This is a genomic window from Streptomyces olivochromogenes (assembly GCF_021538895.1).
Taxonomy (GTDB): domain Bacteria; phylum Actinomycetota; class Actinomycetes; order Streptomycetales; family Streptomycetaceae; genus Streptomyces; species Streptomyces olivochromogenes_A.
The window spans coordinates 21,254-41,632 of sequence record NZ_JADDRL010000015.1; the positions used below are offsets into that span (position 1 = coordinate 21,254).

Annotated in this window: 18 protein-coding genes; 11 read left to right on the forward strand and 7 right to left on the reverse strand. The window is 71.5% G+C overall.

The genetic code is table 11. The features are described 5' to 3' along the window. Window positions 1-11: 11 nt before the first annotated feature. The 4 genes from IPZ69_RS09860 to rpmG form a co-directional block, all read right to left on the reverse strand. Window positions 12-2,699, reverse strand: coding sequence for a Pls/PosA family non-ribosomal peptide synthetase (locus IPZ69_RS09860; protein WP_235453653.1), 2,688 nt, complete (start codon window positions 2,697-2,699; stop codon window positions 12-14). 302 nt (window positions 2,700-3,001) lie between these two features. Next, window positions 3,002-3,124, reverse strand: coding sequence for a type B 50S ribosomal protein L36 (ykgO, locus tag IPZ69_RS09865; protein ID WP_046586208.1), 123 nt, complete (start codon window positions 3,122-3,124; stop codon window positions 3,002-3,004). A 37-nt stretch (window positions 3,125-3,161) separates the two neighbouring features. Then, window positions 3,162-3,422: a type B 50S ribosomal protein L31 gene (locus IPZ69_RS09870; protein WP_235453654.1), complete on the reverse strand. Its 261-nt coding sequence runs from the start codon at window positions 3,420-3,422 to the stop codon at window positions 3,162-3,164. A 47-nt stretch (window positions 3,423-3,469) separates the two neighbouring features. Further along, window positions 3,470-3,634 (reverse strand): 50S ribosomal protein L33, encoded by a 165-nt coding sequence (gene rpmG / locus IPZ69_RS09875; RefSeq protein ID WP_235453655.1) that lies wholly within the window; start codon window positions 3,632-3,634, stop codon window positions 3,470-3,472. Window positions 3,635-3,920: 286 nt separating this feature from the next. Between rpmG and IPZ69_RS09880 the strand changes: the two genes are divergently transcribed. The 3 genes from IPZ69_RS09880 (at window position 3,921) to IPZ69_RS09890 (ending at window position 7,458) form a co-directional block, all read left to right on the forward strand. Continuing rightward, a complete protein-coding gene (locus tag IPZ69_RS09880) occupies window positions 3,921-5,150 on the forward strand; it encodes an acyltransferase family protein (RefSeq protein ID WP_235453656.1) in 1,230 nt (409 codons plus the stop codon). A gap of 143 nt (window positions 5,151-5,293) precedes the next feature. Then, the gene (locus IPZ69_RS09885; protein ID WP_235453736.1) at window positions 5,294-5,881 is read left to right on the forward strand and encodes a hypothetical protein; all 588 of its coding nucleotides are present in this window, start codon (window positions 5,294-5,296) and stop codon (window positions 5,879-5,881) included. 101 nt (window positions 5,882-5,982) lie between these two features. Further along, entirely contained in the window at window positions 5,983-7,458 is a 1,476-nt protein-coding gene (locus IPZ69_RS09890) for a dihydrolipoyl dehydrogenase family protein (RefSeq protein ID WP_235453657.1), read from the forward strand. A 72-nt stretch (window positions 7,459-7,530) separates the two neighbouring features. Here the strand turns inward: IPZ69_RS09890 and IPZ69_RS09895 are convergent, their stop codons facing one another. Continuing rightward, the gene (locus tag IPZ69_RS09895; protein WP_235453658.1) at window positions 7,531-7,887 is read right to left on the reverse strand and encodes a winged helix-turn-helix transcriptional regulator; all 357 of its coding nucleotides are present in this window, start codon (window positions 7,885-7,887) and stop codon (window positions 7,531-7,533) included. Window positions 7,888-8,035: 148 nt separating this feature from the next. On the opposite strand from IPZ69_RS09895, the gene IPZ69_RS09900 reads away from it, so the two are divergent. Both IPZ69_RS09900 and IPZ69_RS09905 read left to right on the forward strand, forming a co-directional pair. After that, a complete protein-coding gene (locus IPZ69_RS09900; protein ID WP_235453659.1) occupies window positions 8,036-8,686 on the forward strand; it encodes an FMN-dependent NADH-azoreductase in 651 nt (216 codons plus the stop codon). A 170-nt stretch (window positions 8,687-8,856) separates the two neighbouring features. Beyond that, on the forward strand, window positions 8,857-10,797 hold the full coding sequence (locus tag IPZ69_RS09905) for a glycoside hydrolase family 5 protein (RefSeq protein ID WP_235453660.1): 1,941 nt from the start codon (window positions 8,857-8,859) through the stop codon (window positions 10,795-10,797). Window positions 10,798-10,878: 81 nt separating this feature from the next. Here the strand turns inward: IPZ69_RS09905 and IPZ69_RS09910 are convergent, their stop codons facing one another. Then, window positions 10,879-13,086, reverse strand: a complete 2,208-nt coding sequence (locus IPZ69_RS09910; protein ID WP_445330169.1) for a M4 family metallopeptidase — start codon at window positions 13,084-13,086, stop codon at window positions 10,879-10,881. 368 nt (window positions 13,087-13,454) lie between these two features. Here IPZ69_RS09910 and IPZ69_RS09915 point away from each other — a divergent pair, with 368 nt between their 5' ends. The 3 genes from IPZ69_RS09915 to IPZ69_RS09925 all read left to right on the forward strand — a co-directional run bounded on the left by IPZ69_RS09915 (window position 13,455) and on the right by IPZ69_RS09925 (window position 16,822). Further along, window positions 13,455-14,222 carry a polysaccharide deacetylase family protein gene (locus IPZ69_RS09915; protein WP_235453662.1) on the forward strand — a complete coding sequence of 256 codons (768 nt, stop codon included), beginning with the start codon at window positions 13,455-13,457 and terminating at the stop codon, window positions 14,220-14,222. A 144-nt stretch (window positions 14,223-14,366) separates the two neighbouring features. Continuing rightward, complete coding sequence (locus IPZ69_RS09920; protein ID WP_235453663.1) at window positions 14,367-16,022, forward strand: serine/threonine protein kinase; 1,656 nt, start codon at window positions 14,367-14,369, stop codon at window positions 16,020-16,022. Then, the gene (locus IPZ69_RS09925; protein WP_235453664.1) at window positions 16,019-16,822 is read left to right on the forward strand and encodes a hypothetical protein; all 804 of its coding nucleotides are present in this window, start codon (window positions 16,019-16,021) and stop codon (window positions 16,820-16,822) included. The genes IPZ69_RS09920 and IPZ69_RS09925 overlap by 4 nt, the downstream gene beginning before the upstream one ends. Here IPZ69_RS09925 and IPZ69_RS09930 read toward each other — a convergent pair. Further along, the gene (locus IPZ69_RS09930) at window positions 16,819-17,199 is read right to left on the reverse strand and encodes a hypothetical protein (protein ID WP_235453665.1); all 381 of its coding nucleotides are present in this window, start codon (window positions 17,197-17,199) and stop codon (window positions 16,819-16,821) included. The two genes, IPZ69_RS09925 and IPZ69_RS09930, sit on opposite strands and share 4 nt — an antisense overlap. 88 nt (window positions 17,200-17,287) lie before the next feature. Between IPZ69_RS09930 and IPZ69_RS09935 the strand changes: the two genes are divergently transcribed. The 3 genes from IPZ69_RS09935 (at window position 17,288) to IPZ69_RS09945 (ending at window position 20,271) form a co-directional block, all read left to right on the forward strand. Further along, entirely contained in the window at window positions 17,288-18,190 is a 903-nt protein-coding gene (locus IPZ69_RS09935) for an SGNH/GDSL hydrolase family protein (RefSeq protein ID WP_235453737.1), read from the forward strand. Between the two features lie 169 nt (window positions 18,191-18,359). Next, on the forward strand, window positions 18,360-19,568 hold the full coding sequence (locus IPZ69_RS09940; RefSeq protein ID WP_235453666.1) for an AI-2E family transporter: 1,209 nt from the start codon (window positions 18,360-18,362) through the stop codon (window positions 19,566-19,568). 52 nt (window positions 19,569-19,620) lie between these two features. Next, window positions 19,621-20,271 (forward strand): GAP family protein, encoded by a 651-nt coding sequence (locus IPZ69_RS09945; RefSeq protein ID WP_235453667.1) that lies wholly within the window; start codon window positions 19,621-19,623, stop codon window positions 20,269-20,271. Window positions 20,272-20,379 lie beyond the last annotated feature (108 nt).

Genomic DNA, 20,379 nt, shown 5'->3' on the forward strand with positions numbered 1-20,379 from the left:
GATGGCCTCTCTCAACGCGCCGTCGTGGCGGCGGTGTCGGCCGAAGACGTCGTCGCCGCCGGGCCATTGCCACGGGGCTGGTCGACGAGGTCCGGCAGGTCCTCGGCGGGGTTGCCGCCCCACCGGGCGTACGGCGGGACTTCCTCGCCCTTCATGAGGAAGGAGTCGGGGGCCAGTACCGCGCCGTCGCCCATCGTCACGCCGTAGTGCACATGGGCGCCGACGCCCAGCGTGCAGCCGGCACCGAGGGTGGTGCCGTCGGACTTGAAGGTGCCGTCCTCCTGCGAGTGGCACTGGATCTTGCTGCCGGCGTTGAGGGTGCACTCGTCGCCGATGGTGGTGAGCGTGCGCTCCGTCAGGTAGCAGCCGTCGTCGAACACCCTGCTGCCGATGCGCACGCCGAGCATGCGCCAGACGAGGCTCTTGAAGGGGGTTCCGTTGAAGATGTTGAGGTGCTCGTCCGGAACCTTCCACAGCCGCTCGTGCCACCAGAAGTGCGGGTCGTAGATGGAGCACAACTGGGGGCTCAGCGCGCGGAACGAGGTGATGCAGCGCTCCAGCAGGATGTACCACAGGGTGGTGAATGCGAGCGTGAAGGCCAGATAGCCGGCGATCACCACGTGGCCGAGCACACCGTAGAGGTCCACCGACGCGAGGGCGAGCAGCGTGAGGAAGAAGGTGTGCAGCCACCGCACGAACAGCATGAGGAGCATCGAGCGGGTGTTGTAGAGGTTCTTGGCGGCCAGCCGGCGGCGCAGTGTGTCACCGGTCCTGAGGTCGTCGAAGCGCGCGTCGCGCTCCACCGACCGGGGAATCTCGAAGCACGGTGAGCCGAGGAGTCCCACGCCTTCGCGGACCTCGCCGTCGAGCGGGATCATCACCTTGGTCGCGAGCAGGCAGTTGTCGCCCGTTCTGCCGCCCGGCGGATAGGCGATGTTGTTGCCGAGGAAGTTGTGCGGGCCGATCGTCGTCCTGGACATCCGGAAGGACGTGCTGGAGAAGTCGGCGTTGATGAGGGAGAGGCCGTCGGCCACCATCGTTCCGCTGCCGACGGATACCAGGAACGGTGAGTCGTGGTGGACCTCGGTGCCGAAGTTGGACCCGGTCTGCTCGACCCGGGACAGGTCGTATCCGAGGCCGCGAAGGTAGTGGACGATGTAGGAGCTGTCACCGAAGAGCCAGGCGAAGAACCGGATGTTCGTCATGCGCGCCGTCATCCGGTGGATCGCGTAGTGGAATCCGTAGAGCGGGTAGACCCGGTCCGGCGTGACGGTCAGGTGCAGCAGCCGCGGAACGGTGTACAGGACGACGAGGCCGAGGACGAGGAAGCCGAGGAACAGCACCGCGGAGAGGGCCAGCGCGTCGGGGATCAGTTGCGACCGGGACAGCACGGCCGTCTCGGGGTCGAGTCGCCTGCCGATCGCCGGCACCGCGGTGAACAGCATGTACGTCCCGCCGACGAACAGCGGTATGTACAGGAAGAACAGCTGCAGCAGGGTGACGAGAGAGAACCAGGCACGGCGGAACGCGCCGCACTTCGCCGGCGGGACCCGCACGTATTCGGTCCGCGTGGGCTGTGCCGGGGAGCCGTGCCAGTGCTCACCGTCCGGAACGGCCCGGCCGCGGTACAGGGCGGACGCGTGACCGAGTTGTGCGCCGTCGCCCATCGAGGCGCCGATGTCCAGGACGGTCTTCTCGCCGATGTACACGTCGCGGCCGAGCGTGATCCCGTCGATCTGGATGCGACCGGCGTGCGCCCGGTAGCCGAGCAGGAACGAGTCCTTGCGGATCACGGTGCCGGCGCCGATCGTCAGCAGGTCGGTGCAGACCGGGACGAAGCGGGTGAGGATCGTGACTCCCTTGCCGATGCGCGCGCCCAGTGCCCGCAGGTACAGCACGTACAGCGGACTTCCGACGAAGAAGATCATCGGATTGGCGTGCAGCAGCACCTTCAGGAGCCAGAAGCGCAGGTAGGCCGGGCCCCAGACGGGGAATTCGGCGGCTTTCCAGCGGCCGACGAGAATCCATTTGGCGAGGACCGGGAAGAGGCACAGGCCGATGAAACCGATTCCGCCGAACAGCAGCGACCGCAGATAGATGTCGGCCAGGCCGTTGCCGGTGGCGACCCACTCGTAGCCCGTGGCGGTGACGAATCCCGCGACGACGGAATACCCCAGGAAGACCAGCAACTGGAGTGTCCCGCACAGCACATGGCTGAACCTGTGCGTGCGCGTCGCCGGGGGCAGCGCCGCGTTCTCCTGCGACGGCGGTGCCGGGGGCGGTGAACCGACAGCATCGGCGGCGGGCGGGGCGGTGGCCGCCAGGGCCTCGGCCAGGCTGCGGATCGTGGGGTACCGGTAGATGTCCTTCATGGACGCGGACGGCAGGTCCGCCCGCTTCCTGACCCGAGCGCAGAACTGGGCCATGACCATGGAGTTGGCTCCGAGGTCGTGGAAGAAGTGGCTGTCGGCCGGAACCTCCGCGACGCTCACGACGTCCGCCAGGACCTCCGCGAGTTTCCTCTCGGTGTCCGTCCCCACCGCGCCCTTGCCATTACGTCCGGTGACGTTCGCTTCGTCCGCCCGGGATATGACGGCTGTTTCGTCGGGCCCGGGTATGACGGCCGTTTCGTCAGGCCCGGGTATGACGGCCTCTTCGTCCGGCCCGGATATGTGGACCTTGGAGGATTGCTCCACCATGCGATCTCCTGGAGGACGTGTGCCATCGGAAGCCACGGAACCGCGCGCTCTTCGCTGATCAAGAACCGCGAGCTTCAGTTTCGGTCGGCCACCGTCACGTTGCCACTTCTGATCGATCGCACTGCGGGGGTGGAGAGTTCACCGGGCCCGTATTCATTGGTCGCGCGCGTTTTCGAGCCGCATGGCAGATCACCCGAACGGGCGCCACTCGGGCAGGGCCCGGACCCGGCCGGGGCACGACGAGCGGTGGCCCGGCCCCGCGTGTCGCGGGACCGGGCCGGTGGACTGCTCGGAGCGGTTCGTCAGCCCTGGCGGGCCTTGAAGCGGGGGTTCTTCTTGTTGACCACGAAGGTCACACCCCGGCGGCGCACCACCTGGGCTCCGGGCTTGGACTTCAGCGAGCGCAGGGACTTGCGCACCTTCATGCCTGACTCCTTCTCGTACGGGGGCCGCGGGCCCGGGTCACCGGTGGTCCGGGGCCGAGCGGCCGTAGCGGCGTTCGAAGCGCTCCACGCGGCCGGCGGTGTCCACGACCCGTGAGGTGCCGGTGTAGAACGGGTGGCCGGCCGACGAGGTCTCCACGTCGATCAGCGGGTAGACGGTGCCGTCCTCCCACGTGATCGTCCGGGAGGCGGGCGCGGTCGAACGGGTCAGGAACAGGGCGCCCGCGGCACGGTCGCGGAAGACGACCGGCCGGGACACGGGATGGATGCCGGGCCTCATGGTGTTTCCTTCCTCAGCGCCGTCCGCCGTGGGGCGGACGGCCGGTTTCAGCGTTCCTCGCGGAAAGCGACGTGCTTGCCGACCACGGCGTCGTACTTGCGCAGGACGAGTCGGTCGGGGTCGTTGAGACGGTTCTTTCGCGTCACGTAGGTGACGCCGGTCCCGGCGGTCGACTTCAGACGGACCACGGGGCGCACGGTGCTGCGTGCCATGGGGGTTCTCCCTTCACCCACGCCCTGATCTTGACTCGGGCATGTCAACTATGACCTGTAACAGCGGTGGCCCTCGTGGCATTCCCGGGTGCTTCCGGGTGCTTTCCGGTGCTTTCTGATGCCGGGAGCTCGCCCGTACGGGTGCCTGTGTGCGCCATCCGGAATGTTCCGTCAACAGAGCGCCCCGGCGCCGGTGTGATGTTTCCCGTGAGACCGGGTTGAAAGGAGAGGAACGGGCAACCTTCCGTTTCATGCCACTGACGACCGCGCTCCGACAGGGGACACGATGACGACGGCGACCAAGGCGACCCGGACGCCTCCCGCCACCGAAACGACGAACACCGCCACGACCGACTCGACCGCCGCGACCGCGAGAAACCCTCCGTCCGCCGCCTCCCGGCCCTCGCTGCCCTCCCTCACCGGGCTGCGCTGGATGGCCGCGTTGCTGGTCTTCGGGCTGCACGTGCACAACTTCCGCTACTTCGGAGGCAGCGGCGGTCGCATCATGACGTGGGCCTTCGGCGGCGGCGCCACCGGAGTGTCGTTCTTCTTCGTGCTGTCCGGGTTCGTCCTGACGTGGTCAGCGCGCCCGCACGACCGCGCGCTCGCCTTCTGGCGACGGCGCGTCGCCCGCGTCTACCCGGTCCACCTCGCCACCGCGGCGATCGCCCTGGTCATGGCCTGCACGCTGACCCGCTGGCCGCTGCCCACGCTCTCCCAGGGCCTGGCCAACGTCGTGCTGATCCACTCCTGGTGGGGCCCGTGGTGGCAGACGCTGAACCCCGTCAGCTGGTCACTGGCCTGCGAGGCCTTCTTCTACGCCGCCTTCCCCGCGCTGCTCCTGGTCCTGCGCCGGGTCGGCGCCCGGGGCGCGGCGGCGCTGGGCGCGATCTCTGTCCTGACGGTGCTGCTCATGGCCTGGGCCGACACGCACCACTGGCTGGGCCAGCAGCTCAGCTCCTTCCCGGCGGCCCGCCTGCCCGAGTTCGTGCTCGGCGTCTGCACGGCCCGGCTGGTGCTCCTCGGCCGCTGGCGCGGACCGGGGCTGGAGGCCTCGCTCGCCCTGGCGATCATCGGCTACTTCCTCGTCCCGCAGGTCAGCGACGGGTACCCGGCCGCCACCTGCCCCGTCATCGGCTTCGCCCTGCTCATCCCGGCGGCGGCTGTGGCGGACCTGCGGGGGCTGCCCTCGCTGTGGCGGCACCGCCCGCTGGTGAGGCTGGGGGAACTCTCGTTCGCCTTCTACATGATCCACCTCCTGGTGCTGCGCGCCGGCATCAGCGTGCTCGGCAACCGCCCCCGCTTCGGCCTCACGACGGGCGTGGCCGTCACCGCCGCCGCGTTCACGGTGTCCCTCGCCCTGTCCTGGGTCCTGTACGAGGCGGTGGAAAGCCCGGCGCGACGGCTCCTGCTCCGCCGCCGCCGTACGTCGTCCAAGGCCGGCCCGAAGCCGCCTGCCACCCGGCCGGAACCGGCCCGGACCGGCAGCGGTGCCCCCGACGCGGGATCCGGCTGAGGGCCGCGCCGAGCACCGCCAAGCGCGTGACCGCCGGTTTTGGCGGTCCGTGCGCCGGGCAGGTGGTCCGCGTGCCCTCCTCCCCGCGACTGCGCTTCGACGGCTGGATCGCCGGCATCGGGACGGCCTCCGGCACACGCGTCATGGTGGGGCACTGGATGCGATCGCCGTTCGGGCCGTTCAGTGACGTGATGCTGGAACGAGCCGACGGGCACCGCGTGCTGTTCTCCCCGACCTGGGAGACGGCGGACTTCATCACCGGCACGTACACCTTCGACGACGTACAGGTAACGCCCGTACGAGTGAATGTCGTGGGACCGATCTGGGCCGTCGAGGCGGCCTCGCTCGGTCTGCGCCTGACCGTCGGACGGCGCGGCCTCCCGGGGTTCGTGCTGCGGGCCGTGCCCGGTGCCCTCGCCGCCTGGCCGGGCTGGACCGTGGTGACCGATCCGGCCGCACGACTGTGGCTGGGCGCGCGCACCCGCGGCTCCGCCGTGGACGGGCGACGCGAGTGGTACGGGGCGCGCGACCTGAGCCCGGTCATCTCGGCGACCGCCGTCAACGAGGGCCGGGTCCTCGGCCCGCTCGCCCCCGTCGAGCCCCCCGTACGGTTCGGATTCGGGTCGATGCCGCGGCGCCCCTGCGTCGTGCGGGTCACCACCACGGTGGGCCTGGAGCAGGAGGCGGAGGCCGAGGAGATCCTTCGCGCGGGAGAACGCCAGGGCGGCTAGGCTGACGCTTCGCCGCAATATTTGCATTTCGGACAGTCATCGCATTTGATGCGTTCCGCGCACCCCGCCGCCTCGGTGGACGGGCGACCCGGGAGGATCTCATGACGGCAGCCGTGGACCCGGATCGCTCCGAGTGGGACGTGATCGTCCTCGGCGCCGCTGCGGCGGGGGAGAACGCCGCCCAGTACGCGAGCCAGTTCTCCGGCCTGTCCTCGGTGCTCGTCGAGGACGCCCTGGTCGGCGGCGAGTGCTCGTACTGGGCCTGCATGCCCAGCAAGGCGCTGCTGCGCCCGGTCGAGGTGGTCGACGCGGCCGACCATCTGCCCGGTCTGACGGCGCGCCTGGACCCCGCCCCGGTGCTCGCCCGCCGCGACGCCGTGATCAACGGCCTGGACGACACCTCCCAGGTGAACTGGGCGCTGAACACCGGGATCGACGTGGTGCGCGGCTACGGGCGGCTGGCCGGTGAGCGCACGATCGTGGTCAGCGGGCCGGACGGCTCCGACCGGACGCTGACCGCCCGGCACGCCGTGGTCATCGACACCGGCTCCTGTCCGGCCGTACCGGACAACCCGGGGCTGCGTGCCGCGCTGCCGTGGACCTCACGCGATGTGACCACGATGCGCGAGGTGCCGCGCCGGGTGCTCGTCGTGGGCGGTGGCGTGGTCGCCTGCGAGGCGGCCACCTGGCTGCGGGGGCTGGGCGCCGCCGAGGTGACCCTCGCCCATCGCGGGGAGCGGCTGCTGGCCCGGAACGAACCGTTCGCGGGCACGCTGGTCGCTCAGGAACTGCGCGAGACGGGCGTACGACTGTGTCTCGGCCGCACCCTGGCCGAGGTGCGGCGGGCCGACGCGCAGGACACCGGCCGGGGCCGGGTGCACGGCGGAGCGGTGAGCGTGACCCTCGACGACGGCACCGTCATCGAGGCCGACGAGATCGTCGCGGCCACCGGCCGCACCCCGAACACCGACGACATCGGCCTGGAGACCGTCGGCCTCTCCCCCGGCGGCTATCTCGACGTCGACGACCACCAGTCCGTACGGGGCGCCTCGGGCAGCTGGCTGTACGCCATCGGCGACGTGTGCGGCCGGGCGCTGCTCACACACATGGGCAAGTACCAGGCCCGGATCGTCGGCGAGGTCATCGCGGCGCGCGCCGCCGGCTCGGCGGAGCTGCCGTCCTCGGCAGCCGGGCATGTGGGCCTGCCCCAGGTCGTCTTCACGAACCCGGAGGTCGGCAGCGCAGGCCTGACGGAACGGCAGGCGCGGGACGCCGGGATCGACGTCGAGGTCGTCGAGTACGACCTCGGCGCGCTCGCCGGCACCTATGTCATGCGCGCCGACTACCGCGGCCGGGCCAAACTCGTGGTGGACCGCGCTACGGACGTGGTGCTGGGAGCGACGTTCGCGGGCGCCGGCATCGCCGAACTCGTGCACTCGGCGACCACGGCGATCGTCGGCCGCCTCCCCGTGTCCACGCTGTGGCACGTCGTACCCAGCTACCCCACGGCGAGCGAGATCTGGCTGCGCCTGCTGGAGACACTGCGCACGCAGCGGCACGCGGCGCAGCACGCGTGACGAAGCACCCCGCGTCCCATTTGCTCGGGCGGCGGCTACTTTGTGCGGGCGGCGGCTACGCTGTCGAACCGGTCAGGGGCACGGCCCGCTGTCCGGCAGGTGCACCTTGGCCCACTCCCCCAGTTCCCGCAGGGCCGGTTCCAGCGCGGCGCCGGAAGCCGTGAGCCGGTAGGAGACGCGCAGGGGCGGCCCCTCGTCGACCTCGCGCACCACGAGGCCGGCGGCGCCGAGCTCGGTCAGCCGGTCGGAGAGCATGCGTTCGCTGATGCCGGGCACAGCCCTGCGCAGGTCCGCGAAGTGCGCGGGCTGCTCCACCAGCACGGCCACGATCGGGCCGGTCCATCGCTTTCCGAGCAACTGGAAGACGCGCGTGATGCCGCCGTCCACTTGCTTGCACGCTTCCACGTCGTGAGTCTGCTCGACCGCCATGCCCCCAGGATACTGTGCCGTCGTACGGGGATGAAAAAAAGTAAGTCCCTGTGATATCCATAGTTGAGTACGAAACCGCAGCACGTCCTGGGGATGTCCGTCACCCCTGGGCACGTGCGCCCGAACGACCGCTCATGGGAGACCCCCGATGGCCACACTCCTGCACATCGACTCGTCCGTGTTCCCCACCGCCGGCTCCGCGTCCCGCGCGGTGACGACCGCCTTCCGCAAGGCCTGGGAGGAGCAGCACCCCGAGGGCACGGTGATCTACCGAGACCTCGCCGCCACCCCCGTGCCGCACATCACCGCCGACGCGCACACGGCCGGGTTCGCGGATCCCGCCGCGCACTCCCCCGAGCAGGCGGCGGCCTTCGCCGAGCGCGTGCGGCTCATCGAGGAGCTGGAGCGGGCGGACGCGGTGCTGATCGGCGCCCCGATGTACAACTACGCGATCCCGTCCACCCTCAAGGCCTGGCTGGACAACGTGATCCTCTTCGGCCGCACCGCGGGCGAGACCCCCACCGCCAAGGGCACGCCGGTCACCGTCGTCGCCAGCCGCGGCGGTTCCTACGCCCCCGGCACCCCGAGGGAGTCGTTCGAGTTCGTCCAGAACTACCTGCGGGCGATCCTCGCCGACACCCTCGCCCTGGACCTGGACTTCATCGTCCCCGAGCTCACCATGGCCCCGCACAACCCGGCCATGGCCGAGCTGGTCCCGCTCTTCGAGGCCTCCCGCGAGCGGGCCCACCAGGAAGCGAGCACGAAGGCGAAGTCCCTCGCCGAGCGCTTGGCCGCCTAGGGCCGCGCGGAAGAGGATGGTGGCGCCAACTGACGTCGACCCGGCCGTAGTTCCTCCGTAGGCTGGCGACCCGTCAGGGCCGGTGACACACGGGGGCCGCGCAAGAACGCGGCCCCCGTTTCTCGCGTCACCGCGCCGCCATGCCCCCAGCGCGCCCACAGAGGACACGGATGCCGACCGCCAAACTTGTCAAGCACCTGACAGCAACAGGGGCCGCCCTCGCGCTCCTGACCACGGCATCGCCGGCGGTCGCCGCCCAGAGGCCCGCCACCCCCGACACCGCCGGCCGGACCACCGCCGCCGTCGCCGACGCCACCGCCCCGGCGGCCGACACCTGGCAGCCGCCGCTGTCCACCCGAGGCCGGTACATCGTCGACGCCCAGGGTCACCGCTTCCGCCTGAAGTCGGCCAACTGGGACGGCGCGCAGGGGTCGTGGACGGGCAGCGGCAGCACCGCCGACCCCGCCGACCACCACGCGGGCCAGGTCTCCCACGGCATCCCGCTCGGCCTGGACCGGGCCCCGCTGTCCCAACTGCTCGCCGACTTCCACGCGCTCGGCATCAACAGCATCCGGCTGCCGTTCTCCAACGAGATGATCCACGCGACGGCCCCGGTGCCGGACGCCGCCGTCGCGGCCAATCCCGGGCTGCGCGGCCGCACACCCCTGCAGGTCTACGACGCCGTCGTGTCCGCCCTCACCCGGGACGGCTTCGCGGTCATCCTCAACAACCACACCAACACCTCCCGTTGGTGCTGCGGCGTCGACGGCAACGAGCGCTGGAACAGCAGTCAGTCCACCCAGCAGTGGGCCGACGACTGGGTCTTCATGGCCCGCCGCTACGCCGCCGACCCCCGTGTCGTGGGCGCCGACCTCTACAACGAGGTGCGCCGTGACGTCTGGGACGACCCCACCTGGGGCCTGGGCGACGGCCACGACTGGTACGCCGCGGCGCAGGTCGCCGCGGACCGTATCCTCACCGAGGCCAATCCGAATCTGCTGATCGTGGTCGAGGGCATCAACTGGACCGGCATACCCGTCGACGGGCTCCCGCACGAGCGCCCCACCCTCGCCCCGGTGCGGACGCTCTCGCACACCCTCGTGGACGCCCACAAGCTGGTCTACTCCGCCCACTTCTACGGCTACACCGGCCCCCGGCACAGCGGCGCCACCGGCATGGGCGAGACCCACGACCCCCGCTACCAGGACCTGTCCCGCGACCAGCTCCACCAAGTCCTCGCCGACCAGGCGTTCTTCGTGACCAGCGAGGGACAGCACTACACGGCGCCCGTGTGGATCAGCGAGTTCGGCATCGGGGCCAACGAGACCGGCGGCGCCGCCCGCACCTGGTTCGGCAACATCACGGACTACTTCGCCGACCACGACACCGACTTCGCCTACTGGCCGCTGGTCGGCTGGGAGGGCCACGACGACTGGGCCCTGCTGCGCTACGACACGGCGGGGCGGCGCTCCGGCCTGCTCGACTCCGGCGACTGGCGCGCCACCGCCTGGAATCACCTGATGAGCGCACCGACGCGCACCGGCCCGGTCACGCCGGTGCCCGTCTGGCGCATGCTCGCCACCGACCACGGCGACGCCGTGGAGTCGCTGCGGGTGCGGGCCGGTGGTGACTGGGACTCCGGGGCCTACAAGGCCGCCTGCCCCGACGGCCTGCGCCTGATCGGACTCAGCCACACCGGCGGCCGTGGCCTGTGCACCGACACGACCGGCGGCGACCTGCGCGCCGCGGGCACCGCGCAGACGGTCGTCACCGACGAGCGGTACGTGCCCGGGGGCGGCGACTGGGCCGGCGGCTACACCAAGTTCCAGTGTCCCGCCGGGCAGTTCCTCATCGGCTACAGCCGGCGCGGTGAGCGGGTGTCGGCGGCGCTGTGCGCACCCGCCGGCGTCGCCCTGGGCCGGGCCGGGCGGACCGTCTGGTTCGACCGCTCCGACAACCGGCCCGCGGACGGCGCCGGCGGCGACTTCGCCTCCGGCCACTACAAGGGGCAGTGCGCCGCCGACGAGTACGCGGCGGGCATCGCCTTCACCACCCGCCTGGGCAGCGCCCAGGGCCCCGCGGCCGTGCTGTGCGGCCCGCTGCGGCCCTGAGCGCCGTTCTCGTCCGACGACCGTCGGCCCCGGGAAGCCGGAGGCGTCCCGAGGGCCGACGGCCGGGGTGAGTGGGGCGGCTCAGGGCGTGAGCTGCCACCGCTCGATGTAGCCGACGTCGATCCCGGCGTGGTCCTGGACCCGCAACTTCCAGGTTCCGGAGGCGGGTTGGGCGGAGGCGTCGACGGTGAAGGTCTGGTCGACGTTGTCGGCGGAGCCGCCGCTGCGGTTGAGCAGTGCGTAGACGGTTCCGTCGGGGCCGACCAGGTCGACGGTCAGGTCACCCCGGTAGGTGTGCACGATCTTGACGTAGACCTGGGTGGTGGCCGAGGCGTTGCCGGTCCGGTCGGTGACGGTGATCGGGGATTCCACCGCGGCCCCGGCGTCGGGGATGTCGACCCGGGTGGCGTTGGCGTAGATGTGGGCCACCCGCCAGGTGAAGTGCACGGCGGCCGAGGCTCCCGTGTCGTCGGTCACGGTGACCGTGACGTCGCTGGTGCCGATGACGGTCGGCGTGCCGGAGATCAGACCGGTGTCGCTCATCGTCAGGCCGTCCGGCAGGCCGGTCGCCGCGTACGTGAGCTTCGCGCCGGAGTTGGTGGTGAACGCCTCCGTCTGGAGGGACACCGCCTGGTCGACCCCGCTGATCTGGTCGCCGATCGGGGCGACGTTGACGCCCGGGGCGATGCGGTTGCCCACGTCGATCGCCGCCCAGGCGTCGGCCACGGCGAGGTAGGTGGGGCTGTAGACGCCGAAGAGGTCGCCGGCGGCCTGGAGGGTCGCGGTCCGGGCGCCCGCGTAGTTCGTGGTGGAGGTCATGTACGTGGTGAGGGCCCGGTACCAGACGCGCTGGGCGTTCTCGATGCCGATGCCGGTGACCGGCAGTCCGTCGTAGGTGGGGCTGTCGTAGGCGACCCCGTTGACGGTCTTCGCGCCGCTGCCCTCGGAGAGCAGGTAGAAGAAGTGGTTCGCCGGTCCGGAGGAGTAGTGGACGTCGATGCCGCCGAGGGAGGAGCTCCAGTAGTCGCGGGACGCGCCGTCCTTGGAGGGCTTGTCCATGTAACGCAGCGGTGTGCCGTCGCCGTTGATGTCGATCTTCTCGCCGACGAGGTAGTCGGGTACGTCGGCGGGCAGGTTGGTGTGGAACTCCACGGCGGCGGCGAAGATGTCCGAGGTGGCCTCGTTGAGGCCACCCGACTCGCCGGAGTAGGTGAGGTTGGCGGTCGCGCTGGTGACGCCGTGGCTCATCTCGTGCGCGGCGACGTCGAGCGCGGTCAGCGGGTGCGAGTTGCCCGAGCCGTCGCCGTACGTCATGCAGAAGCAGGTGTCGGACCAGAAGGCGTTGACGTAGTTGCTGCCGTAGTGGGCCCTGCTGTAGGCGGCGACTCCGTCGTCGCGTATGCCGTTGCGGCCGAAGACGTCCTTGTAGTAGTCCCAGGTCGCCGCGGCGCCGAAGGCGACGTCCACGCCGGCGGTCTGACGGTTGCCCGCAGTTCCGTCGCCCCAGACATCGTTGTCGTCCGTGAACAGGGTGCCCGTGCCGGAGGTGCCCTGGTTCAGGTCGTAGGTGCGGTGTCCGGCGCGGTCGCCGTCCACGAGTTGGTACGTCGTACCGGAGAGCGTGGTGCCGAGCGGCACCGTTCCGCTGAACTGGCCGGTGCCGGTGCCGGTCCGGACGCCCTGGTAGTGGAACAGGGGCTTGCCCGAGGCGGCGTCGGTGATCACATGGAGTTCGCTGGGTGTTCCGTCGTCCTGGAAGCCGCCGACCACCGACTCCCAGGCCAGGGTGGGGCGGGCACCGGCGGCCCAGACGACGAGCCGCGGCGCGCGGGCGACCGAGACGTGCTCGCCGCCCGCCTTCGCGGCCGCCGCGAGCGCGGTGGTCCTCGCCGTGGCCGACGGGATCCTCGGTGTGACGGTCGGCGGGGCGAGGGCGGTCCGGGTGCCCTTCGACACGGTGAGGCGGCCGTGCCGGGCGTGGACGACGAGGTCGCCGCCGAGGACCGGCAGGCCGGCGTAGGTCCGTTCGTAGCGGGTGTGGGTGGTGCCGTCGGCGTCCCGGGCGACGTCCTTGACGACGAGTTTCTCCTTGGCGCCGAGGCCGAGGGTCCTCGCCGTGGCGACGGTGCCGGCGGCGGCCCTTCTGACGAGTGCGGCGTGCTCGCGCGGCGAGAGCCGGGCGGGGGCCGCCGCGGACCGGGGGGTGGCCAGGATCTTCGCGTCGCCCCGACTGGCGGGGGCGGCGGAGGCGGTGCCGGTCTGGACACCGGCCGCGAGCAGGGTACTCACCGCGGTGAGTACCAAGGCCGTGGTGTATCCGGATCGTTGGGGATGACGTTCCTGCCGGAACAAGGCGTTCTCCTTCCGTGGGGGGTGATCGGAGTCGAAGGAGCGGTGAGAAGTTGAAGAAAAGATGGGGGAACCATGAAGACCGTGTGAGCACGGAGACAGCAGAGTGACACCTCGGTCACAAATTGTCATGGCGGCGACAAAGTAACGGCTCAAATTGGCGGGTGCCCGGGCCGTCCGACCGGACCGGTCCGTCGCGGAAGTTCCCCTCGTTTGTCCGCGGTTGGTAACAGGCGGATCCCGTCGCGTCCTTTCTCCGTCCTGAGGTGTGCACGGGATGGATCACGTCGAGGGGAGAGCGGGCGGACATGGCGCGGCATGGGGGACGGGGATGGCACGGCCGGGTACTCGCGGCTGCGGTCGGTGTGACAGCGGTGGCGGCCGCCACCTCGGTGTGGACCGCACAGGCCGGTTCCGTCGGCGGAGGGCACGGGCCGGCGAATGCCTCCGCGCGTCCCGCTGCACCGGCGCGGGTATCGGTGGACATCGCCCACGCCTCGGACCGCGGTGACCGGGGCGTCAACATCACCATCGACGACGGACCCGACCCGAACTGGACGCCACAGGTCCTGGACGTGCTGCGCGAGAACGGAGTCAAGGCCACGTTCTGCATGGTCGGCACGCAGGCCCAGGCCCACCCGGACCTGGTCAAGGCCGTCGTGGCGGCCGGGCACCGGCTGTGCGACCACACGGTGACGCACGACACCACCATGGACACCAAGTCCGACTCCTACCAGTCGCAGGAGATCCTGGACGCCGAACGCATGATCACCAAGGCGTCCGGCGGCGTCCGCCCGCTCTACTACCGTGCCCCGGGCGGCGCCTTCACCCCGTACAGCCGCAAGCTCGCCGCCTCCCACGGAATGCGCCCGCTGGGCTGGAACGTCGACACCAAGGACTTCGAGCGTCCCGGCTCCGCCGCCATCGTCAGCACCGTCAAGAACGAGATATCCAACGGGCCGACCCTCCTCTTCCACGACGCGGGCGGCGACCGTTCGCAGACCGTCGCAGCTCTCCGCGAGGTTCTGCCGTGGCTGAAGCAGCAGGGGTACACCTTCGGTTTCCCGGTCCGCTGAGCCCCCGCGGCGCTTCCCGTTCGATGTAGGTCCGCCCCCGGTCGCACACCTGCAACCGGGATGGCCGAAAATGTGTCTCTGTCCGCGTGGCCGAGCTCCCGGGAAGCAGGGAGCCGCGGACGTGCCACGGCAGGGGGTGCGGCGATGAACGCATGGGCGGTACCGGGGTACTCCGAGTCGTTCGAGCTCGGCAGTGGTGCCAGTGGACGGGTGGTGCTCGCCGTCCATGAACAGACCGGTGTGCCGGTCGCCGTGAAGTACCTCGGCGAGGGGCTGCGCACGCGCCCGGACTTCCTGCACGGATTCCGGGCGGAGGCGCAGCTGCTCGCCGGACTGGACAGCCCGTACGTCGCCGGCCTCTACGAGTACGTCGAGGCCACGATCGGCGCCGCCATCGTGATGGAGCTGGTGGACGGCGCCTCGCTGCGGACCCTGCTGGGCCGGCAGGGTCCGCTCTCGCCCGAGGCCGCGCTGGTCGTGCTCAAGGGCTCGCTGCTGGGGCTGGCCGACGCCCACCGGGTCGGCGTGGTCCACCGGGACTACAAGCCGGAGAACGTCCTGGTCACCCCGGAAGGCGTGTCCAAGCTGGTCGACTTCGGCATCGCGGTGGACGCCGGCATCAGCGCCGGCATCGCCGGAACCCCCTCCTACATGGCCCCCGAACAGTGGACCGGCGCGCCGGCCTCCCCCGCCGGGGACGTGTACGCGGCCACCGCGACGTTCTTCGAGTGCCTGACGGGCCGTAAGCCCTACTCGGGCGACAACCTGGCGGAACTGGCGCTGCGGCACGTGGAGGGCCCCATCCCGGTGGCGGACGTGCCCGAGGCGGTGCGTGCGCTGGTCCGCCGTGGCCTGGCCAAATCAGCGGACGAACGCCCCACGGACGCCACGGAGTTCGTCGCGGACCTGGAGGCGACCGCCGTCGCCGCGTACGGGGACGACTGGGAGAAGCGCGGCCGCGGCCGGCTGGGCGAACTCGTGGCCCTGCTGCTGCTCCTGCGCCCCTCCGCCCTGCGCACCCCGGACTCGGCCACCGACACCGCCCGCACGGTGCTCGCCCAGGGCGCGGGCCCGGGCCGGCTCCACGCCTGGCGGCCCAGCTGGCCTGGAATCGCCGTGGCCGGTGTCGCCCTGATCCTGGCGTTCGTCCTGGCCCAGGGCATGGACCGGGGCCCCCGGGTGGACACCGGGCAGGCGGCGCAGACTCTCGCCACCACGAGCGCCTCGCCGGCCTCCGGCCACGGTCCGCTCCCGACGACGGCGGCACCGTCCGCGTCACCGGACACGACGGACTCCGCGTCCCCCACCGTCTCGCCCTCCGCTTCGGCCACCGACGGCACCAGCGCCCCGTCGGCCTCCGGCACCCCTTCGGGCCCACCGGGAGCCACCCCAAGTGCCGGGCCGACGGCCGGCGGCCCCACCGCGTCGGCCTCCCCCACTACGACGACGAGCGCCTCCCCGCCACCGGCCCCGCCCGCGGTCAAGGACGTCACGGTCGCCGCCTTCCGGCAGACCGGCCCCAGCACCGCGACCGCGACGATCACGGTCACCACCGACGGCACCGGACCGATCTCGGTCACCGTCGGCTGGTTCTCCGGGAACACCAGCGGGCAGCCGGGCGCGGCGGACGGCGCGCCCACGTCGTACCAGCGCAGCGGCGCCACGCAGTACACGATCACCGTCGACCACACCTTCCAGGGAACCGGCTGCTACTGGACCGTGCAGGCGACGACCAGCCCCGCATCCGCCGACGGCGGTGCCTCGCAGCAACTCCTCACCCGGCAATGCGAGATCCGATGACCGCTCAAGACGACCGCCAGGCCGCATCCGACCCCACCCCGAGACCCGCGCCCGTGCCGAAGGCACCGGCCGAGGACGCCGACGACTACAGCGCCACCGCGCTGGCCAGTCACTGGTTCCAACGGCCCGAGACGGACACGACGCGGATCGACACGAAGAGACTCGGCACCACGGGCCTGGGCGCCACGAGGGTGGACACCACCGTGGCGGACACCCCGGGCGCCACGGGCACCACGGGCACCACGGACACCGTGGATGTCTCGAACGTCTCGACGCCGCCCGACCCCGTCGACGGAACCGTCCTGCGCTTCGGCCCCGGGGTCACCGCCGCGCTGGCGCACCGCCTGAGCACGACGCCCCCGCCCGCTCCGCCGACGCCACCCGCGCCGCCCGCCCCGCGTCCGGGCGACCGGCTCCGCCGGCAGGCGTTGCCCGCGCTCGTGCTGATCGCCGTCGTCGTGTTCCTGCTCTGCTGGAAGTACGGCGCGGCCCCGGTCGCCGTCCGCGACGTCGCCGTGACGACCGCGCAGGAGAGCGTGGGATGCGACGCGACCGCGGACGTCGTCGCGACCGTACGGACCAACGGCCGCAAGGGCACGCTCTCCTACCGCTGGATCCGCAACGACGGCACGTCCTCCCGCGTCCTGCGCGAGGACATGGCCCGGGGGCAGCGGAGCACGCGGCTGCATCTGCTGTGGACGTTCCAGGGGCGGGGCCGGTACGGGGCCGTGGCGGAACTGCGTGTCCTGTCCCCCGGCGATCGCACGGCCCGTGTCCACTTCGCCTACGACTGCCGCTAGCCGGACCCCTCGGCGCTCTCCGGTCCCGCCTCCAGGTCGGCGGCCAGTTCGCTCCGCCGGTGCAGGGACATCCGGTCGTGGAGGATCTTCGCGGCCGATGCGGCGCAGGGCGTCGGCCACCTCGGGACAGGTGCCGAGGCGGGTCTCGGCCGCCGGCTGGGCCAACTGCGCGGCGGGGTCCGGTCGACGAGCACCCCCAGGTCGAAGTCCAGCACCTGCGAGAGCGGTCGCCGGTCCACCTCCGTGAAGTCGTCGAGGACGGGCAGGAGCAGGGCGCCGGCCAGTTCCGCGTCACCGTCGGCGGCGCACGGCCCGGAATCCCGCTCAGCCGGGTGCTTCCCACCTCTGGCCCCTTCAACATACCGAGCGGTATACAAGGGCGATCCAACGTGCGCGAGTCACACGCTTGTCGCCGGCTCCGCACGCCGTTTCGGTCCAGGGGGGATCGCCTTGGTGAACGACACGATGCAGGGTGAAGCGGAAAGACGCCGGCGGCGGGCGGTGAGCGTGGGTGCGGCGCTCGGCGGTTGCGTCCTCGTCGCCGCGTCCGCCACGCCCGCGGCGGCCCACGGATCCGGCCACGGCCGCGACATGAACTACGCCGCGCTCGGGGACTCCTATACGTCGGGCCCGCTCATCCCGACCCAGGTGGACGCGAACTGCGCCCGCTCCGACCACAACTACCCCTCGATCGTGGCGGCGGCGCGCGAGGTGACCGCGTTCAAGGACGTGAGCTGCGGCGGCGCGACGACCGAGCACATGTGGAAGCCCCAGGGCACCAACGACCCCCAACTGAACGCGGTGCGCCGGGACACCGACCTGGTGACGGTCCAGATCGGCGGCAACGACATCGGATTCGGCTCCATCATCGGCACCTGCGCCCGCCTCGGCGCCCAGGATCCGACGGGCAACCCGTGCGAGCGCTATTACGGGGCTTCCGGGTTCGACCAGTTGACGCTCAACATCGTGCAGACCGCGCCGAAGGTCGACCGCGTGCTGCGGGCCGTCCACGCGCGGGCGCCGCACGCCCGGGTCCTCGTCGTGGGCTACCCGGACCTGCTGCCCGACGACGGAAGCGGCTGCTTCCCGTCGGTGCCGTTCGCGGCGAAGGACTTCCCGTATCTGCGGGACACCGGCAAGCGGCTGAACCTCATGCTGCGCCTGGTGGCGAAGTGGAACCACGCGCAGTACGTCGACACCTACGGGCCCACGGTCGGTCACGACATGTGCAAGGCGCCCGCCGACCGCTGGATCGAGCCGCTGCAGCCCGCCTCGCCGGCGGCGCCCGCCCACCCCAACGCCAAGGGTGAGGAAGCGATGGCACGCGCCGTACTGGAGCGTCTCGACACTCCGCGCGGACGCGACTGACCCCCTGACCGGGGATTGGTGCGCGCCCGACCACCCGTGGCGGGCACGCACCCGTTCCGCTCGATCACGGCCCCGCCGGGCGCGTTGCGCCCGGTCGCCCGCCCGTCTTGCCCTTACCGTGCTCTAGACGTGACTGACAGTCAGGATCGGAGGGGAGACGCGAGAGGCGATGGCCGATGCGGGCGGTCGGACGGCCGGGCAGGACCGGGGGCGCCGGACGGGCGGCGCGGTGCTGGGCAGCCGGCCGGCGCACGCGGTGCGTCTTCGGCCGCGCCCCGGCCCGGCGGACCGGGCGGCCACGACGGCCTCGGCGGCGGAACGGACCGTGCCGTGGCTGCGCGTGGCCGCGGCCTATTCCTGGCGCCTCATCCTCGTCGGCGCCGTCGTCTACGGCGTCTTCACCATCCTCGGCCGCTTCCAGCTCATCGCCGTGGCCGTGTTCCTCGCGCTCGTCGTCACCTCCCTCCTGCGGCCCATCGCCGATCTACTGAACCGCGTTCTGCCCAGATCCGTGAGCGTCGCCGTCGCGCTCGTCGGCAGTGTGCTGCTGCTGTTCACGCTGCTCGCCCTGGTGGGCAACGCGGTGGCGGGCGAGTCGGCGAAGCTGGCGGGTGAGTTCCGCGGCGGCATCCACCGGATCGAACTGTGGCTCCAGCAACCGCCGTTCCGGCTCAGCCCCGGCAAACTCTCCGATCTGCAGCGTCAGGTGGTGAACTACCTCACCACGCACCGGGCGAGCCTGCTCAGCAGCGCCGTCAGCGGACTGGGCAGGGTCGTCGAGTTGATCACCGGAGCCGCGCTCGCGCTCTTCACGTCCGTCTTCTTCGTCCACTCCGGGGAGCGGCTGTGGGGCTGGGCTCGCGACCAGCTGCTGCCCAGCGGGGCCCGGCACAGCTGGGACCGGGCCGGATACGCGGCCTGGCGGACGTTCGCCGGGTACACCCGCGGCATCATCATCGTGGCCGCCACCAACGCCGTACTCGTCGGCGTGGCCCTTTTCATCCTGCGGGTGCCGCTCGCGCTGCCGCTGACCCTGCTGGAGTTCTTCGCCACCTTCGTGCCGCTGGTGGGCTCGCCCGTCGCGCTCGGTGTGGCCACGGTGGTCGCCCTCGCGGGCCGCGGCCCGCTCACGGCACTCGCGGTACTGATCCTCATCGTGGTCATCGGCCAGTTGGAGGGGCACGTACTGCATCCGCTGGTGATGAGCTGGGCGGTCCAGCTCCACCCGCTCGCCGTCGCCGTGTCCGTCATCGCGGGCAGCATCGTCGCGGGCGTGATCGGCGCGATCGTCGCCGTCCCGTTCATCTCGGTCATCTGGGCCGTGCTGAGCGCGCTCCGGCAGCCCCGGGCGCCCGATCCCCTGGGCCCCGACAGGTGAGTCCCGCGGGTCCCGCCCACTCTCGTGACAGTGCCGACAGCGTGGGGTCGCCATGGTTCTCGATCTGCTGCTCATCGCCCTGGCGATCACGCTCGACCCGCTGCCCGTCATGGCGTTCGTCCTGGTCGTGGCCTCGCCGCGGGGAGCGTGGAAGGGGCTCGTCTTCATCCTGAGCTGGCTGGCCTGTCTGGTCGCGGTGATCGCGATCGTCCTCGGGCTGACCGGCGGGCATCCGCCGCCGCCCAAGTCGCCGCCCTCGACGGCGGCCCTCGCCGCCAAGCTGCTCGTCGGCGTGTCGCTCATCCTCTACGGCGAATACCGGCGTCGGCGGCACTCGGCCGGCCGAGCACGGGCCGACGAAAGCGCCGCGGAGCCCGAGCGGCAGCCGACGGTCTGGACCTCGGCGGGGCTCGCCGTGCTGCTGCAGCCCTGGGGCATGGTCGCGGCGGCCGCGACGACCGTGGTGGCGGCGGACCTGTCCCACTTCTCCACCTGGCTGGCGCTGTTCGGCTTCTGCCTCCTGGCCACCGCGAGCCTGCTGGCCACCGAGCTGTACGTGGTGCTCGCCCCGAGATCGGCGACAGCCCGGTTGCTGGCTCTGCGCACCTGGATGCGGGATCACCAGGAGCAGGCCATCGTGCTCGGCTGCCTGGTGGTGGGCTTCTGGCTCACGGGCAAGAGCATCTACCAGCTCACCGGTTGACGTGCCGAGAGGCGCCCCTCGGCACTGACCCATGCCGTTCCGGTACATCGGCTCGGTCGTGCTCGGTGCGGTCCGGGCGGCACAGGGGTGGACCGAGGAGAGCGTCCC

Coding starts and splice junctions, on each gene's coding strand:
- IPZ69_RS09860 (WP_235453653.1), bottom strand. CDS start 2,699: ATGGTGGAGCAATCCTCCAAGGTCCACATATCCGGGCCGGACGAAGAG.
- ykgO (WP_046586208.1), bottom strand. CDS start 3,124: ATGAAGGTGCGCAAGTCCCTGCGCTCGCTGAAGTCCAAGCCCGGAGCC.
- IPZ69_RS09870 (WP_235453654.1), bottom strand. CDS start 3,422: ATGAGGCCCGGCATCCATCCCGTGTCCCGGCCGGTCGTCTTCCGCGAC.
- rpmG (WP_235453655.1), bottom strand. CDS start 3,634: ATGGCACGCAGCACCGTGCGCCCCGTGGTCCGTCTGAAGTCGACCGCC.
- IPZ69_RS09880 (WP_235453656.1), top strand. CDS start 3,921: ATGACGACGGCGACCAAGGCGACCCGGACGCCTCCCGCCACCGAAACG.
- IPZ69_RS09885 (WP_235453736.1), top strand. CDS start 5,294: ATGGTGGGGCACTGGATGCGATCGCCGTTCGGGCCGTTCAGTGACGTG.
- IPZ69_RS09890 (WP_235453657.1), top strand. CDS start 5,983: ATGACGGCAGCCGTGGACCCGGATCGCTCCGAGTGGGACGTGATCGTC.
- IPZ69_RS09895 (WP_235453658.1), bottom strand. CDS start 7,887: ATGGCGGTCGAGCAGACTCACGACGTGGAAGCGTGCAAGCAAGTGGAC.
- IPZ69_RS09900 (WP_235453659.1), top strand. CDS start 8,036: ATGGCCACACTCCTGCACATCGACTCGTCCGTGTTCCCCACCGCCGGC.
- IPZ69_RS09905 (WP_235453660.1), top strand. CDS start 8,857: ATGCCGACCGCCAAACTTGTCAAGCACCTGACAGCAACAGGGGCCGCC.
- IPZ69_RS09915 (WP_235453662.1), top strand. CDS start 13,455: ATGGCGCGGCATGGGGGACGGGGATGGCACGGCCGGGTACTCGCGGCT.
- IPZ69_RS09920 (WP_235453663.1), top strand. CDS start 14,367: ATGAACGCATGGGCGGTACCGGGGTACTCCGAGTCGTTCGAGCTCGGC.
- IPZ69_RS09925 (WP_235453664.1), top strand. CDS start 16,019: ATGACCGCTCAAGACGACCGCCAGGCCGCATCCGACCCCACCCCGAGA.
- IPZ69_RS09935 (WP_235453737.1), top strand. CDS start 17,288: ATGCAGGGTGAAGCGGAAAGACGCCGGCGGCGGGCGGTGAGCGTGGGT.
- IPZ69_RS09940 (WP_235453666.1), top strand. CDS start 18,360: ATGGCCGATGCGGGCGGTCGGACGGCCGGGCAGGACCGGGGGCGCCGG.
- IPZ69_RS09945 (WP_235453667.1), top strand. CDS start 19,621: ATGGTTCTCGATCTGCTGCTCATCGCCCTGGCGATCACGCTCGACCCG.